The following is a 16,258-nucleotide window of genomic DNA, read 5'->3' as shown; positions in this document are numbered from 1 at the left end:
TATTATGATAATTATTCCTTCGGATTAAAAAATCGGGATGGCATAATTCTGGTAACTACAACCATACTAAAACTAGTCCAATAAATTTGAGGGGGTATATGAGTTTGGAGAAAGATCGAATTAGTACCAATCAAATGATTATACTCGGGCTATTCACATTTATTGGGGATATGGCGCTTGTGTATCCGGCGTTAATGATATCAGGAGCGAAACAAGATGCATGGATTGCTGCTTTGATTAGTATTCCCTTGGGTCTAGTGACCATAAAATTGTTACTCTGCTTAGCAGACCTTGAACCCAACAAGAATATTATCGAGCTTAGCCTACAAATTTTAGGAAAATGGGTCGGAACTGCTGTGGCCTTATTCTATTTAGGGTTCTTCCTGATTGCTGCCTCCACCTACATAAGAGAAATTGAAGATTTCATGTGTACACAGATTTACGAGAAAACACCCGGTGGGGTTATTCGTTTCATGGCCATTTTCCTGCTGGTATATGGGGTACGACTTGGCCTAGAAACATTGGGCCGGGCAGCTCAGCTTTTTTTCCCTTTATTTGCAGTTTTTTTGATCGGTCTGCTGCTCCTGCTGACCCCCGATGTCAAAATGGAACGTTTATACCCCATCTTAAACACACCAGTACCGGACATGCTTCATACTTTGATGTATGGTGTTTTTTATCCTTTTGGCGAATTGTGCGTGTTTCTAATGATATATCCTTATGCTCAGAAAAATAGCAAAACAAGCCGGGATATTTTCATAGCCTTGATCATCGGAGCTCTGGGCCTTAACCTCATCTTATTGTTTTCCCTTACCGTTCTAGGTGTTTACGCTTCTGAACATCAATTTTATGCCGCTTATATTCTTGCTCAGAAAATTAATATTGCTAATTCTCTGCAACGTATTGAAGCGCTTATGGCTACAGCATGGATTATCAGCACGTACTTCAAAACAGCAGTTTATTACTATGCTTTAACCTTAGGTACAGCCCAATTATTTAAACTCAAAAGCCACCGTCCTCTGATCATACCTACTGGATTTTTGTTATTCGGTATGTCACAACTGATTGCCAAAGACATCATTTTCTACGTAAAGGAGATCCCCGCCTACTGGGTAGATTGGGATTTCACCTGTGCATTTGTTCTGCCGCTTATGTTGCTAATTGTGTATCAATTTAAGAAACGCCGTGCTTCTAAGGTTTAAACGACACTAGATTATAGACAAGTGAAATTAAGATTGTAGATACGAATCCCGCTTAAAGATCTAATTAAGCTCCGCTAAAATAATTGGGGAATTTCTCCCTGAAATTCTGGGATTTTCGTTCATTAGACTAATAATCAGGGAAAACCTCCCTAAATTTCAGCTGATTCGTTAGCAATTAAAGAAATTCCCCTTATTATTAGGGAGATATTCCCTAAATTCGTTCATTTAGAGCGAATATTGGTTATTTCCAGGGAGTTTTTCCCTAATTAGTTTTAGGCCGGCTTCGCACATTCATAAACGCAGACAACACAAACGGCCCCCGCATACTGCTTATCGCACCGTCCAATAGATATCGTCCCCAACAGGTATCACACAAAATGAATATTCCGCCGCCCAACCTAATGGCATAGAATACTTTGTGTGCGTAGCCCATAGTCTATTGGCTACAGCAAGAATCCGCTTATAGCCTTTTTACTAAAAAGAAGCTGCCTCATAAGTAGTATTCACTACTTTTGAGACAGCCTCTTTATTCATAAGTTTCTTGTATGAAGTAAATCTATTCCTTCTTATCCAAAGAAATCGAGGACGGAGTTACATCACTGACAGGTTCTTTTGCCACTTCAAAAGTGGATCCGCAGGCCGGACAAAAGCGTGCCTCGATCGCCACATTCCCACCGCATGCTTTGCAATGCTTTACATCGGACAACTCAGCAATTTGCTGAAGGTTCGTCTCAATCTCAGCCTTCAATTCGAGAATACGATTGATATTAGTCTCGATTTGCTCACTTGGCAGTGGTCCTGCACCTTGAGTTACGGCTTCAAATAACAGTTTGCCCATAACCTGATACTGCTGGTCAATATCATTTTGCTTACCGTTATTTTGCAGCTTCAACCGGTTAATCTCCACCACTGTTTTTGCTTTATTCCCAGCCTCGCTTACCCCTGCTTTTACTTTGTTAAAAAAACTCATATTCAGCCCCCAATTCCGTAGTAGTCATATATAAGCATATTTCGACACCGCCAGAAGTATTCCTTTCTTTATTGTACCTAACTTCGTCCATGGTTTGTAGCCTATAACCGATTTACTAACCCTTTCCCCGCCTTCCTGCGGGAACGAACCTCGACTCAGGTCTGGTATACAAAACCGCCTCCAGGCCGTTTTTTCGCATGCAAAAAGACATTAGAATGAGTACATAAGCAAACGGGTTGCAGGATTCAATAACAATCACACCCATACGAGAGGAAGAAAACAATAAATGAAAAAATTATATCGTTCCCAAAGTGATCAGAAGATAAGTGGCTTGTGCGGAGGTCTTGCTCGTTGGTCTGGTATTGATGCTACAGTAATCCGTCTCGTTGCTGTTGCCGCAGCATTGTTCAGCTTCGGAACAGTACTTATCTTCTACGTCATCGCTAGTATCATCGTTCCTAAAGAACCTTTTAACAGCTTTTCAGATGGACATGATTTCTATTAATAAATCGTCGTTTAATACAAACTAACCCTAATCCAACCATAAAAAAGGAGAGATAGAACATGAGTCTATTAAAAAGAATTTCCACAATTACTAAAGCAGCCCTACACGAAGGTTTAAACAAATTAGAAAACCCGGTGTTGCTGACAGGTCAGTATTTACGTGATCTTGAAAATGATATCGCTAAGGCGGAACGCAATGAGCGTGATCTGCAAGTTACAGCAAGTGTGTTGGAACGCCGTAAGCAAGAATATACTCAGTTAGTAGAGCAAAGTGAAGCCGAAGCCGTTCAAGCAGTTGAACAAGGAAATGAAGAAAGAGCTCGTCTGGCACTCATAGCCAAGTTACGGTACGTAGAACAGTTGGAAGAGTCCATAAATAGCCAAGTACAAACTAAGCAATCCCTTGCAGAGCTTGAGATCAATATCGCTAGAGCAAAAGAAGAGCGTGAACATCTCAAAGCGAAAAGAACTGAACTTATCGCTCGCGCTCAACAAGCGACAGAAACACTCAACTCTGCTCCACGTTCTTCTACGAAAGGTCTAAATGTAGGATCAGCTTCACAAGGTTTCGAACGAATGGAAGAAAAGATTTTCGAGTGGGAAGCATTGGCGGAAAACTCCAAAAATAAATTCAATATAGGCACAGGAATAAGTCCTTCCATCGATCCTAACCTGCGTAGCGCCGTTGACATCGAAATCGAGCGAATCCGCAACCGTAAAACCAACACTGAAGTAAACACTGAGAAAAAATAAATAGGACAACAAGCCTCTTACTACTCAGCTATTGAGCTGAATAAGGGGCTTGTTTTTTACTTCTTTTCATCCCGCGAATCCATTTTTTCGTTTCTGGATCCACACGATAAGACTCAGTGATTTTCTGCAAAGCTTTGTTGTAAGTGAAATCATCTAAGCTGTTGTTTCTCAAATAACTCATCGTAGGCTCTGGCAATTTCACATAACAAATCGAAAGCGCCCAAGAAACCGCCATTTTTACATAATAGCCTTCATGACTGACCTTATCGAGCAATTGTAAAATCCGGCTGATATACGCCTCTTCAATAAAGAAATTAAGCATCATTACCACAGCAAAACGGATTTCATATTCTTGATCTGACAATAGGTAAGGCATTATAAACTCCCACACCCGTTCTTTATTCTTTACGGTAAACTTCAGGCCTGTGCAAAAGCTATCGCATACGGACCAGTTATCAATTCTGGGAATAAAGTCTGCGATATAACGTAGGATTTCTTCAAGATCTGTCTTCACGTAGCCAAGCACCATACCTTGCAGCATCACTTCTTCAAAATAATCTGTCTCGGCATGCTCCAAATAGGCTCTCCAATCACCCTTTGCAATGATTTTAGCAAGCTTGCGCAATTCCGGTAGCCTGACGCCTATAACATTATCTATCGTCGGAATTAAGGCCGCAGAAAACTTTTGGTAGTCCACCTCTGCCAAATTCAATAGCTGTTCTCTTATTGTTTTTTCCATAGTAGTACTCCTTACCCGTCCATTATTCAAATGAAATTTCCCATAAATATATAGAAGCCACAGAACCCAAAGGAGAATAGTTTAGCCGGTATTGTTCAAATTGATCTTTGGTAAGCTTATCAAGTCCATACAGCTTCATCATCCCCCGACGAATCGCAATATCTCCCCAGCTGACCACATCCCGTCGTTCCATAGAATGGATTAACATCATTTCTGCCGTCCACTTGCCAATGCCCTTTAACGTCATAAGTTTTTGTATAACCTCTTGATCTGATAACCCAGGCAATTCCTCCAGCTTAAAATCACCCTGAGCGACCAAATTGGAAATCTCATGGATACATAGTGCCTTTTTCATCGTCATCCCACAGCTTTGAATCTCATCCGCCGTATGTAACGCTAACTGCTGCGGAGTGATGTCTCTGAACTGAGCCAACATTCTGTTCCAAATGGTCCGAACCGCTTTTACTGAAATAAGCTGTCCTACTATAGCATAGATAAGCGCAGTAAAAAGATCCGGTATAATTACACGTTCCACTCTGCCCATCCGTGCCATAGCTGCGCCAAGTACTGGATCCACACTTCGGAGATAATCTATGTCTTCTTGCCCATAATCAAAAAACTTAGTAATTACGCTGCTCAAAGTGTTTCCTCCCGTATCTGATAGTGATGACCCTAATCCTAATATACAATACCTATTTGGCAGTGTACGGATTGTTGAATAGAATAGCAAGATAGCGAAACTGGAAAAAGCCATAACATCCCTAAGATAGGTGGTTATGGCTTATTGTAGCGCATAGGCTTATTCATTCTGAATAATGTATTTTTATGCTCGCAGGATTCTTTTTTCTTTCGCTGCCCTTAGCCACATGGGGAATTCATTCAGTAGCTGATCATACAGATCTTCATCAGTCACCTTTTCAATTTGGTCCAGATGAATAAAATTGGCGTTATCCACCAAACGTCCCTTCATCGTATCAAGTTGCTTCAATACTTCAAAATCCGAGTTACCGATTCCGACAAACTGCCAAAAAATTGGTTGGACCGAAGCAGCCATAATCACATTTTTAGTGGATTTCACTACACCACCATCGTTAATAAATATGATAAATACCGGTGTAGAATCGGGTTCTTCCTCCGTATATTTTTTAATGATATCCTCCATTACTGGCGGTTCATTATTGCGGCCAAACTTATGAATGGTACGATTATTTAAAATATGTGTAAACACATATCTTCCTAAATCCTGCTCTGTCACAGGTGGCAGCCGGCTAAACTCCGTATCGTACACCCACACATCTAACGATTGGTTATCATCAAATTTACAGGCAACGGCTAATATACGCTCAACTACTTCTTGAACGGTTCCATTATTATAGAGATTTCTCATAGATCCTGTAATATCCAGGACAACGCCTACCCTTGCAATGACTCCTGTCAGATTCTTTTTTTCTAAGGTGATCTGAACAATTTTTTTACGTAAATCAATAGAGGACAGTACATTCTTCTCTTCATAGCGGATCGTCTCTAAAGGCAGGGTTAACTCAGCTGTGGCCGCTACCTCAGGGTTCCCTTCGTCTTCTTCAATAACGAGCCCATAGTTTGTACATAACGCAGCCAATCCTCCCTCAAAGCCACTACCAATTGCACTGAATTTCCACTCTGAACCATAGCGATATAGCTCTCCAACCACAATAGCTGTCTCCGTCGACAGGTCAGAGCCATACTCGAAAACGAATAATTCCTCACCGCTAGCAGCATCCACTAAGCGTAGATAAGGAGAGGTTACTTGCTTCATAGAGTGTCCTAATTTTTCTCCTTCATAGATCGTTAAAGTTAAAGCTATTCTAGTAATATCCTTAGGAAGTCGAGAAAGCGTAATGGCGATAGCTTCTTTATCCCCTAGTTGTAAGACAGAATGAGTTACAGCTTCGTCTATAGACAACGGATTGCCATAAAAGATAAAGTTCTCATCGCGTTCGCAACGGTTCTGTTCTGACAGTAAAAAAGCAGCAGAGTCTATGCCAATTCTAATATCAGCAGTCATCCACCCAAATTTCAGCAAAAGCTTGTTCACGTTTCTCCCTTTCGTAATATCCACCTTTTGCCCCTTTATAAGCCGCACTCTATCATCTCCTTATTTTTACTGAACAGCTCATTGTGATTCACTAGATTGTATTTATCATTTTACTACTTTAATATGAAACGTATATATGATAGATAAGGAGCTTTACGAATGGACTTTATAGCAATTGACTTTGAGACCGCGAACTCCAGTCGATCCAGCGCATGTGCCTTGGGACTTGTGGAAGTTAAAGCTGGAAATATAACCGCAGAGCATTCTTGGCTAATTGACCCGCAGCAGCGGTTTGATGGCATGAACATTTCGATACACGGCATCACACCATCAATGGTAATCGGCCAACCTACTTTTCAAGAGCTATGGCCCACCGTTGAACCTTTACTACACGGACAAATCGTCGTGGCGCATAATGCTGCTTTTGATATGAGCGTCCTGCGTTATTGTCTCGATGGAATGTCCCTGAGCTACCCAAGCTTTCAATACTTATGTACCTATTTATTAGGCAAAAAAATGCTGCCCGACCTGCCCTCCCATAAACTTAATGTAGTCTCCGATTTTTTCGGCATTACGCTAAAGCACCATGATGCCTTGGATGACGCACGCGCAGCCGCTGCAATTCTAGTAAAACTTATGGAGCAGGAGGAGCACTATGATCCTCTATTGCTCTCTGCCAGTCAAGGATATACTAGCGGAACGATATTTGCCGGTGGGTATACCCCATTTTCGACTCGCGCGAAAAAGCCTGTTAAGAAACAAGGCACTAAACATAAACCCTCCATTTATAGCAGCCGCGCCACTTTGTCGAAATAATCAAGAACATTAAAAACCCCCAACCAGCTCTTTTCTGCTGATTGGGGGTTTGGTTTTACAGAACATCACTTAAATCTTCAAACGATACACAGCCTTATTCTCTAGACCTCTGATGAACGGTGTCCATTCCTCGGTCTCCGGTGTGGTATCCAAAGCATCCTCCACCATTTGCAGCTTCGCATCCATCGCATCGATATGATGCAGAGCGACTGCCTCAGCTGTCTGTGGCTGAACAGGACTCCCCCATTCGCCCAGATTATGATGTGACAATACGAGATGCTGTAACGCCATAACCTTTTCCGAATTCAAATCAATATCTAAGCGGATAGCCGCTTCCGTGATCCAATTAGACGCCATCGAGATATGGCCAATTAATTTGCCCTGAACGCTATATTCCGAGACAATCCCAAGCTGGGAGACCATCTCCTCCGGCTTCGCGATATCATGCAGAATGATCCCGGCCTTCATTAGATCTGGATTCAAGAACGGACGCTGCTTGCACAGAAAATCACCGATTTCCAGCATACGCACCATATGATAAGCAAGTCCGGCAAAATAAGCATGATGATGTGTTTTGGCTGCCGGATAATGCATCAATTTCTCTTCCACTTTACCCACACAAAAAGAGACAATTGAAGCAATTTCCGGATCCGAAATACTTGCCATAACCCCTTTAATCGTATGAATAAGGTCTACTGGACGAATTGGGGCAGAACGGATGAAATCCGTAAGTGCAACGCCATCCTCATCGTTAACCAACCTGATTTTAGTAATTTTTATTTGTAATTTCTCACGATAAGTATGAGCAATCCCGCGTACCTTCACAAGCGCCATAGGAAAAAAAGTTTCTTTATCAGTTGTGCTGGCATCCCAATATTTCGCGGATAATTGTCCAGTGGAATCCCCCAGGACGATGTCAAAATAATCTTTTGGAGGAGTGCCGTTCGTTTGTTTAATTGCCAGCTCTCTTAAAAGATAAAAGCCAACAAATTCATCTTGTGGAGCGAGCTGTTTAATTTGTGTCATGTTGGAGCCTCCTATTAATAACAGGCTTTCGGCCTGCTCTCTATATTAAACTTTAGACACTCACCTCCAAAATCCCTTTAAATCACTATACGATCTATTTTCATATTTATGTACAAGCCAAGAATATTTGAAAAAGGAGGCTACTCCCCGGCCATATTCTGGCACTGGAATATCCTCCTTTTATTATAAAACGATAATTATTTACCAGCCGATTCAAGTGCTGATTTAATAGCTTCTACCGCTTTAGCGGATATTTCTTTCTCTGCATCATTTTTTCCGAAGACTGCTGGACGGTAACCATATTTGTGCAGGCTATATCCGGTCGATGTCGACTCGATTTCACCTTTCACTGCCAGCTCCGCGTCCGTTAACTGATTGATTGTTCTTACACTTCCGTTTTTATCCAAATAATAAACAAGCATTTTGACAGGAACACCGTACTCTACATTCACCATAACATTTACAAGCTTATCGGCACTTACACCAATGAAGATTCCATCGAAATAAGCCGCTTTATTAGCTTCTACAACCTCAGCTTTTCCGTATGCTCTATCCACCGCAGTCTTTAAAGCCACGCTGCTGCTAGTTGCACCGGACACAGCATCTACTTCCTGCACGCCTTCTCTAGTACCTGCTGCGAGGAAGCTAGCCGTCAACTGAGGAATTGCTTTTACCACCTCAGGGTAAGCAGCGTTCCCTCTATCTACAAGGTTCATTCCTACACGATACAATGCTACATTTACGATTTTGCCGTTACGCAGGGTAACGTCCGCTCTGTTCGTTCCTTTATCATAAGCATCACCAAATGCAGTAAAGGTTCCGTCTTTATAGGTTCCTTGGACTTTGGATGCATTGGTCAAAGCATCTGTCAGTGCTGCTTTAGCTGCTGCCGACAATGCTTCTTGGCCTGTAATATCGGCCATTTGCACACCTTTTTCTAACAGCCCGGATGTGAGTGTAGCTACCCATCCTTTTTGTTCTGCACTCAGTTTATCGTCAGCAATCAGCTTGCCGTCAGCTCCAAACAGACTTACTTTAATGCCTGTTACCGCATCTGCATCAACATCAACTAGCAGCAGCACTTTAGATTGGTTATCTACTCCGGCAAATTTGCCGTCAAAATATTGACCTTCAGCAGGAACCTTCAGCGCCTTCTCAAATGCTCTTTCTACAGCTTGGTTCCAGCTGTGACTACTTTCCGTAGCTCCGGAAATTCCGTCAACCTTTTCATCATAGTTAGCGATATATGAACCATTCGCTAGCAGCTTAGCTGTCATAGGAGCATTTGCTTTTACTACTTCCGCATAAGCTGTTGCCCCTCTGTCAATCAGGTTGTTGCCAAGTCTAAACAGCTTCACATCAACCAACTTACCGTTGCGAATCACGATGTCAGCTCTTTCAACGCCAACACTTCTTGCCGTACCATAAGAGGAATAGAATCCGTCTACATAAGCAGATGTATTGTTGATTATTGCATTCTGCTCAGCATCCCAGAAAGCGTTAATCGCTGCTTTAAAGTCGGCTTCAAGACCTGCAGCAGGTTGTGCCTCTGTTCCTTTGGCCAGCAAGGCTGGAGCTATAGCTGCAACCGCTGCCGCTTGCTCAGCTGTGTAAGCTTTCTCCTCAATGAAATCACCAGCGCTGTTCATAGGATACACTTTAACATCTGTGAGCTTGTTGGATTCGTAGGTCGCAAATACAGAATATTTACCTGTAGGATCTACGCCCATATGAACTCCATCAAAGTAACCGGCATTTGTATCTTTCACTGTTAGAGCTCTTTCAAACGCTCTATCTACAGACAATTTCCAGCCATTACTGGAGCGGGTAGCTCCCGAAACAGCATCAACTGCCGCTGCTCCATCTCTTGTTTTGCCAAGCAATCTATCCTTCATCAATCCATAAGCTTGCCATAAAGCACTATAATTGTTACGGGCATCTCTATCAATCAGCTTAGGACTGGTTCTCAAAAGCTCAATGCTAGTAATTTTGCCAGCTTTAATTTCGATCTTGGCACCTTCCGTGCCTTTGGAGTATGCATCGCCATAAGCTACGTAAACTCCATCCTGGTATACGTTTTCATTAACTGTAACAGGCTTTGCTGTAGCCACAGGCTTAACAGTTTCCGCTGGTACTACTGTCGCTGCCGGTGCAGCGGTTGCTTTTGGGGTTGCTACTGGTGCTGCTGTAGCTTTTGGGGTTGCTGCTGGTTTGGCTGTTGCCTTTGGCGTTGCTGTTGGTTTTGCCGTTGGCTTTGGCGTTGCTGTTGGTTTTGCTGTTGGCTTTGGTGTTGCTACTGGTTTTGCCGTTGCTTTTGGTGTTGCTGCTGGTTTTGCCGTTGGTTTTGCTGTTGGTTTTGCTGCCGGTGCATCCGCTTCTTCGGAGGCTGCCGATACTGCATCCACCTTCAAGTTTACAGCAGGCACATTAAGTGTGTAAGCAAACGGCGCTAACAATATAGCCGCGCTAACCGTTAAAGAAATTAGTTTTTTCAATGAAAATTCTCCTTTACCAAACCCCAGTGATATGTAGCTTTTTGTTAACCAAACCTTTTTCGTACGATGCGCCCCTTCTCTTCTTATGAAGCATAACTTCTCTCTTCATAAGAACTCATCCCCCCTCTCATGCTTTTGCACGCTCGATTTTCAATAAAAAAAATATCTTGAATCTATTTCATTTCTTCCTTTTAACACAAAGCTGCATAAAAGGTGAAATAATTCACATAAGTTATTATAAAAACACTTACACCCGTTTTCCATCAATTTCTGGTTTGATACTACCAGACCTTTCTGCGGTTCTTCTGTATCGAAAATCACACACCCTATAAGAAACATCACTATTTGCGATTAAAATTAATTTATACACGCAAAGTGATCTCAATAACTGTGCATTCAAGGTTAGCTATGCTATTTTAGAACGATCTCTTATATGGGAAAGGAGTTCTGTGCTTTGAGCAAACAGCCACCTATTGGAGTTATACTCGCCCAAATCGGCACCCCTACTGCACCAACTGCAAAAGCTGTACGGCCTTATCTGAAACGTTTTTTATCAGATCGCCGAATCATAGATTATTCTCCTCTGCTGTGGCAGCCTTTGCTGCGAGGCGTGATTCTGCGTTCACGTCCACGCCGGTCCGCTGAGCTGTACAGTCAAATATGGACAACCGAAGGATCACCACTGCTCCTTCATTCTTCAGCTCAGCAATCTGGATTGCAAGAACTGCTGGGTCCAAGGTATCAGGTAGAGCTTGGATTGGCTTATAGCGAACCCAGCATGGAGCAAGCGATGGCGAAATTCGACACGGCCGGAGTTACCCGAATTATCATTGTGCCGCTGTTTCCGCAATATTCGTCCACGACTACCGCATCCGTATTCGATCAGGCCAGCTTTGCAGCCTTAGGTCGCCAAAGCTCCACTGGTCCTGTAACTAAACGTCTGATTCCGGCTCTAAGATTTATTGATGCCTACTATAATGAGCCCGGTTATATTTCAGCCTTGAAGTCACACCTGCTGCGTCAAATGGAGATTCTGAGCATAGAACCTGATTATTTTGTACTGACCTTCCATGGGATTCCCAAACGGTATGCGGATACCGGTGATCCTTATCCGCAGCAATGTATGGAAACCGCACGTCTTCTTGCTTCTGCTATGAATTGGGAGCCCGAACGCTGGCAGCTTAGTTTTCAATCACGTTTCGGGCGAGAAGAATGGGTAGGACCGTCTACAGCGGATGTTCTGGGAGAGCTTGCCGGACGAGGAATACGTAGACCTCTGATTTTTTCACCGGGTCTTGTGACCGATTGTCTGGAAACGCTGCATGAGCTAGCCATAGAAGGACGAGAACAATTCGAGGCTGGTGGAGGACAAGCAGAGGAATTTATGGCAATTCCCTGTTTGAATAACCATGAGGATTGGCTTGATTTTTTGGCTGAACTTGTAGAAAAAAATGCCCAAGGGTGGTAAAACAAAAAACCGTCTTGTCCACAGATCATCTCTGTTGCAGACAAGACGGTTAGCTATATCAATTGTTAAGCATGAAGAATCGAAAAGATACTTATGCTGTAAGCTGCTTATATTTCGTAGTCAGTTCATGGAACCACTGCTTGTCCTGTAAGGTCAACGCAAAATCAATCAGCTCGGCAATCTCACTCGGCTGTAAATCTGCTGAGTCATTAAAGGATACTTCAGCCATAGCTGTAGCTGCGCCATTCCCATCCTCTGCGTAATCATAAGAAAAACATAACTTAATGTCACTTTCCAGAAATTCATTACGAAGGAAATATAATACCTCACACATTAACACAGGTCTAACATGATCATCAAAGACACATTCCATAACCTTTGCCCAATATTGCTGGTTGTTGAGGTGTAACTTATCATTAGTTAAGAGATATTTCTCACCCTGAAAATCGGTGACAAATCTCAGTTCAAGCGGCTTCATCTTAAAAATAGTAGCAATTTGCTTCATGCTAATATTCAAAATATCTTGCGTTTCTAGTCTGATCATCTCTCCATGCACCTCGTCCCTCTTAGTTGGGTTATTCGAAACCTGCCATTATCTATAATTCTTTATATGCCATTATTGTAAAATTAACTCCATTAATTCACTTTAATTTTATCTAATTTAACATTATTATCGTCACCTGACTATGCTTTATTTATATTTTTTTAGGATTTCGCTCAGAAAAATGTTTCATTCTCTAAAAATCCGTTTAATATTATTGTTCATTACAATAAGATGTATAAAGATTACGCATCATGTGAAGCTTTTGCTTTCTTATATTTAAACAAAAAAAACTGTTCTGAATGGTCATTACGACCTCAGAACAGTTTTTCGCATTAGGATTATGCTTCAGTTAATTTACTTAAACAAACAGTGGCACTAACTGTATTCCCTCAGGTGAAATCCGCACGAGTCCTTTATCGGTGATACGTAACGTTGGGATAACCGCCAGAGCAAGCAGCGATAAAGTCATAAACGCGTAATTCAAAGTACAGCCGGCATCATACAACGCTTTGCTGATCGCAGCTGATTTCTCAGCAGCAATTTCAAATGGCTCTGTAGACATTAGGCCTGCAATGGCCAACGGGAATAACGTTTCTCCACTAGAAGTAATTACGGCAACCCCACCTTGAGCGTCCGCCACCGCATTCGCAGCTTTAGCCATTAACTCATTATCATTGCCGATGACGAGTACATTATGACTATCATGAGCAACAGTCATTGCGATAGCAGCCGGCTCTTTAAAACCGATGCCTTCCACAACAGCCACTGATTTATTTCCTGTTCCTTTATGCCGTTCGAGCACAGCGATTTTACACAGACCCTCCACAGCATTTACATCCAACTGCCCTGCCACTACAGGTACCGAAACTATACGTTCAATGGTCTCTACATGATTTTCTCTTACTTTAATAACTCTTGCAGTAAGTTCACCTGTTTCAATTGGAGCCGCGATAATGAAATCTTCGGCGGTAGGACGCTGTGGCAAATGAACCGAAGCCAAAACTTCCTCTGGATAAGTGAATTTAGCAAGCTCTGCCGTCATCACACCATTTTCGGCAACTACTACACCCGCGGCAATCGTAAGTACCACGTGAACATCGGCCAAATTCCCGTCCAGCAGAATAATATCCGCAAAAGAACCTGGAGTAATAGATCCGATATCCTGAGACAACCCAAAACGCTCTGCTGTATTAATAGTTGCCATTTGGAAGGCTGTTACTGGTTTCACGCCTTGAGCAATCGCATGGCGAACAACGAAATCCATATGACCTTCGTCGCGTAACGATTCCGAGCTGCGGTCGTCAGTTACCAGCATCATGCGGCGCGGATCAAGTCCACGCTCTGTATGAGCGGTGATGGTCTTGGCAACATCATGCCAAGCCGAGCCCCGGCGCATTTTGGCATACATGCCCAGTCGAACGCGCTCAATCACATCGTCTGCTGTAACACACTCATGATCACCAGTCACCCCTGCCGCAGCATACACTGGCAGTCTCCAGTCGCTGGAAGGCCATGTGAAATGACCGTCAACAAATCTGCCTGCCCGCAGCGTAGCTTGAATCTCTCCAAGCATTTTCTCATCGCCGTAAACAACGCCAGGGAAATTCATCACTTCGCCCAGAGCAATCACATCTTTGCCCCAAGTAAAAGCTTCGGCAACTTCTTCAGGACCCATTGAGGCACCCGTTGTCTCGAATTCCGCACCTGCCGCAGGCACACAAGAAGCCACCTGCATGTAAGCAGCTAACGGCGTACCCCGCATCTCATCCAGCATCAATTGAATACCCTTCAGCCCGAATACATTAGCAATCTCATGCGCATCAAAGAAACCACCTGTTGTGCCAAGCGGCAGAACAGCGCGGGAAAATTCAGTAACGGTTAGCTGGGTGCTCTCAATATGGCAGTGGCCATCGAGCAATCCCGGAGCTATATACTTGCCGTTCGCATCAATAACTTGCGTTCCTTCGCCAATCATATGTGTCACATCTTTACCAACATAAGCAATTCGTCCACCTTGAACACCAACAGACATTCCTTCTAGAATTTCACCAGAGCATACATTAACCAGCTTTCCACCTGTAATTACCAGTGTTGCCGGTTTATCGCCTCTTGCCGTAGCCACAAGCTCAGGTACACAATCTGCTAAAGGCTTTCTTGTAAAAGTTGTCATCTTCATCTCTCCCCCGTTAGTATCCAAGTGTTGTCTTGATGTAGTGAATAGATCCGTAATCATAGAGGATTGCCTAACTATTAAGCCTAGGATAATATAGTTGCGCAGGTCTGTATTTGTAAGAAAAAACGGCTCAATCATCCCTGTAGATGATAGCCGTTTACTTATTCCCAAAGATTGTCCAAACCATCCGGACATGCCCCTGTTTTTACTCTCCCGCCATCCGCTCTATTCCAACGATTATCTTACTTTTGCCTCATATACGTCAAGCGCTGCCTGAACCCCAAACCCGCAAGGCCCCTTAAATCCATGACGCTGTAATGCGGCTTCCAGCGCTCCAAGCAGCCGCAACACGTTATTCTCACGACAGCTAAAACCCATCGTACCGATGCGCCAGATCCTTCCCTTTAACGGTCCAAAAGAACTGGCAATTTCAATTCCGAACCGCCCCAGCAGCAGCGAACGGACAGCTTCCCCATCTATCCCCTCAGGGATCAGCACACAGGTAACAACAGTAAGCTTGCAGGAAGGATCCCCGTATAGTTCTAAACCCATAGCTGTTAATCCAGCTACAAGTGCTTTTTCATGGAGGATATGTCTGGCGAATCTGGCATCCAGCCCTTCTTCAAGGGTAAGCCGCAAGCCCTCCCGCAGTGCATAAAGCATTGAGGTCATCTCTGTATGATGATTGAGACGTTGTGGACTCCAGTAATCCTGAAGCATGCCGAGATCGAAATAATTGCTGCGGACAAAAGATAAGTCACCTGGCTGGACATCACTTGTTCTAATCCCGCGTTCTACTCGTTTTCGGGTCATGAGCTTAGCTTCAGCACGATCATTATACGTTATCGGTGCCATTCCGGAAGGGACGGACAGACATTTCTGTGTACCGCCAACGACGGCATCCAACATCCAAGCATCTGTCTCGACAGGAAGGCCCCCAATGGTTGCAACTGCATCAACTATGAATAAAGCATCCATCCCGCGGCAAGCTCTACCGATTTCCGCGAGTGGCTGCACACGTCCTGTAGAGGTCTCCCCATGAACCATTGCCACCACATGTGGCTTAAAAGTCTCCATAGCTGCTATCACTTCATCCGGCTCAAACACACTCCCCCATGGCTTTTCCAGCACGAACACCTCAGCGCCACATCTTTCAGCAATCTCATGCAATAGATGTCCGAAGCGGCCAAAGATCGGAATCAGCACACGCTCACCCGGCAGGATCAAACTAACCATCACGGCTTCAATTCCAGAACGGGAGGTACCATCGATAGGGTAAGCCCATGAATTACGAGTAGCGAACAGCTCCCGCAGCATTTCCATCGTTTCATTCATAATAGAGGTGAACTCTGGATCAAACTGACCCAGCACCGGAAAAGACATCGCCCGCAGTACACGCGGATCTACCTCGACCGGACCCGGAGTCATAATACAGCGTTGGGACGGCGACAAATCTTCGTAACGCTTCATGATGATCCTCCCTTAAAAGTTCGG

14 protein-coding genes and 1 pseudogene are annotated in these 16,258 nt (G+C 43.6%); 5 read left to right on the top strand and 10 right to left on the bottom strand.

From position 1 onward, the window contains the following. The first annotated feature begins 98 nt into the window (after nucleotides 1-98). Nucleotides 99-1,202, top strand: a complete 1,104-nt coding sequence (locus PODO_RS06490) for a GerAB/ArcD/ProY family transporter (protein WP_038569268.1) — start codon at nucleotides 99-101, stop codon at nucleotides 1,200-1,202. Nucleotides 1,203-1,758: 556 nt separating this feature from the next. On the opposite strand, the gene PODO_RS06485 is transcribed toward PODO_RS06490, so the two are convergent. After that, nucleotides 1,759-2,172 carry a zinc ribbon domain-containing protein gene (locus PODO_RS06485; protein WP_036679993.1) on the bottom strand — a complete coding sequence of 138 codons (414 nt, stop codon included), beginning with the start codon at nucleotides 2,170-2,172 and terminating at the stop codon, nucleotides 1,759-1,761. Between the two features lie 286 nt (nucleotides 2,173-2,458). Here PODO_RS06485 and PODO_RS06480 point away from each other — a divergent pair, with 286 nt between their 5' ends. Continuing rightward, nucleotides 2,459-2,677, top strand: coding sequence for a PspC domain-containing protein (locus tag PODO_RS06480; protein ID WP_038569266.1), 219 nt, complete (start codon nucleotides 2,459-2,461; stop codon nucleotides 2,675-2,677). A 59-nt stretch (nucleotides 2,678-2,736) separates the two neighbouring features. Next, the gene (locus PODO_RS06475; protein ID WP_038569265.1) at nucleotides 2,737-3,429 is read left to right on the top strand and encodes a PspA/IM30 family protein; all 693 of its coding nucleotides are present in this window, start codon (nucleotides 2,737-2,739) and stop codon (nucleotides 3,427-3,429) included. Nucleotides 3,430-3,457: 28 nt separating this feature from the next. Here PODO_RS06475 and PODO_RS06470 read toward each other — a convergent pair whose 3' ends face one another. The 4 genes and pseudogenes from PODO_RS06470 to PODO_RS31820 form a co-directional block, all read right to left on the bottom strand. After that, on the bottom strand, nucleotides 3,458-4,168 hold the full coding sequence (locus PODO_RS06470) for a DNA alkylation repair protein (protein WP_036679998.1): 711 nt from the start codon (nucleotides 4,166-4,168) through the stop codon (nucleotides 3,458-3,460). Between the two features lie 22 nt (nucleotides 4,169-4,190). Next, nucleotides 4,191-4,808 (bottom strand): DNA-3-methyladenine glycosylase family protein, encoded by a 618-nt coding sequence (locus PODO_RS06465; RefSeq protein WP_038569263.1) that lies wholly within the window; start codon nucleotides 4,806-4,808, stop codon nucleotides 4,191-4,193. A 183-nt stretch (nucleotides 4,809-4,991) separates the two neighbouring features. Beyond that, entirely contained in the window at nucleotides 4,992-5,663 is a 672-nt protein-coding gene (locus PODO_RS31825; RefSeq protein WP_036680121.1) for a vWA domain-containing protein, read from the bottom strand. Between the two features lie 111 nt (nucleotides 5,664-5,774). Continuing rightward, nucleotides 5,775-6,290: pseudogene (locus PODO_RS31820) on the bottom strand (TerD family protein); the annotation flags it as partial. Between the two features lie 111 nt (nucleotides 6,291-6,401). Between PODO_RS31820 and PODO_RS06455 the strand changes: the two are divergent. Further along, nucleotides 6,402-7,058 (top strand): 3'-5' exonuclease, encoded by a 657-nt coding sequence (locus PODO_RS06455; RefSeq protein ID WP_038569262.1) that lies wholly within the window; start codon nucleotides 6,402-6,404, stop codon nucleotides 7,056-7,058. A 69-nt stretch (nucleotides 7,059-7,127) separates the two neighbouring features. On the opposite strand, the gene PODO_RS06450 is transcribed toward PODO_RS06455, so the two are convergent. After that, nucleotides 7,128-8,084: a 3'-5' exoribonuclease YhaM family protein gene (locus PODO_RS06450; RefSeq protein WP_036680004.1), complete on the bottom strand. Its 957-nt coding sequence runs from the start codon at nucleotides 8,082-8,084 to the stop codon at nucleotides 7,128-7,130. A gap of 197 nt (nucleotides 8,085-8,281) precedes the next feature. Next, nucleotides 8,282-10,579 (bottom strand): FMN-binding protein, encoded by a 2,298-nt coding sequence (locus PODO_RS06445; RefSeq protein WP_038569260.1) that lies wholly within the window; start codon nucleotides 10,577-10,579, stop codon nucleotides 8,282-8,284. Between the two features lie 454 nt (nucleotides 10,580-11,033). Here PODO_RS06445 and hemH point away from each other — a divergent pair, with 454 nt between their 5' ends. Further along, nucleotides 11,034-12,047 (top strand): ferrochelatase, encoded by a 1,014-nt coding sequence (gene hemH / locus PODO_RS06440; protein WP_038569259.1) that lies wholly within the window; start codon nucleotides 11,034-11,036, stop codon nucleotides 12,045-12,047. A gap of 91 nt (nucleotides 12,048-12,138) precedes the next feature. Here the strand turns inward: hemH and PODO_RS06435 are convergent, their stop codons facing one another. From PODO_RS06435 to PODO_RS06425, 3 genes are all read right to left on the bottom strand, one after another. Continuing rightward, a complete protein-coding gene (locus tag PODO_RS06435) occupies nucleotides 12,139-12,591 on the bottom strand; it encodes an IDEAL domain-containing protein (protein ID WP_036680123.1) in 453 nt (150 codons plus the stop codon). Nucleotides 12,592-12,949: 358 nt separating this feature from the next. Then, nucleotides 12,950-14,761, bottom strand: coding sequence for an adenine deaminase (locus PODO_RS06430; protein ID WP_425311662.1), 1,812 nt, complete (start codon nucleotides 14,759-14,761; stop codon nucleotides 12,950-12,952). 240 nt (nucleotides 14,762-15,001) lie between these two features. Further along, nucleotides 15,002-16,234 carry a pyridoxal-phosphate-dependent aminotransferase family protein gene (locus PODO_RS06425; RefSeq protein WP_038569257.1) on the bottom strand — a complete coding sequence of 411 codons (1,233 nt, stop codon included), beginning with the start codon at nucleotides 16,232-16,234 and terminating at the stop codon, nucleotides 15,002-15,004. Nucleotides 16,235-16,258 lie beyond the last annotated feature (24 nt).

The sequence above is a fragment of the Paenibacillus odorifer genome (genome assembly GCF_000758725.1).
Lineage (GTDB): Bacteria > Bacillota > Bacilli > Paenibacillales > Paenibacillaceae > Paenibacillus_AQ > Paenibacillus_AQ odorifer.
The sequence above is the reverse complement of the archived record's forward strand: the minus strand, read 5'-3'. Positions and strand labels throughout refer to the sequence as shown.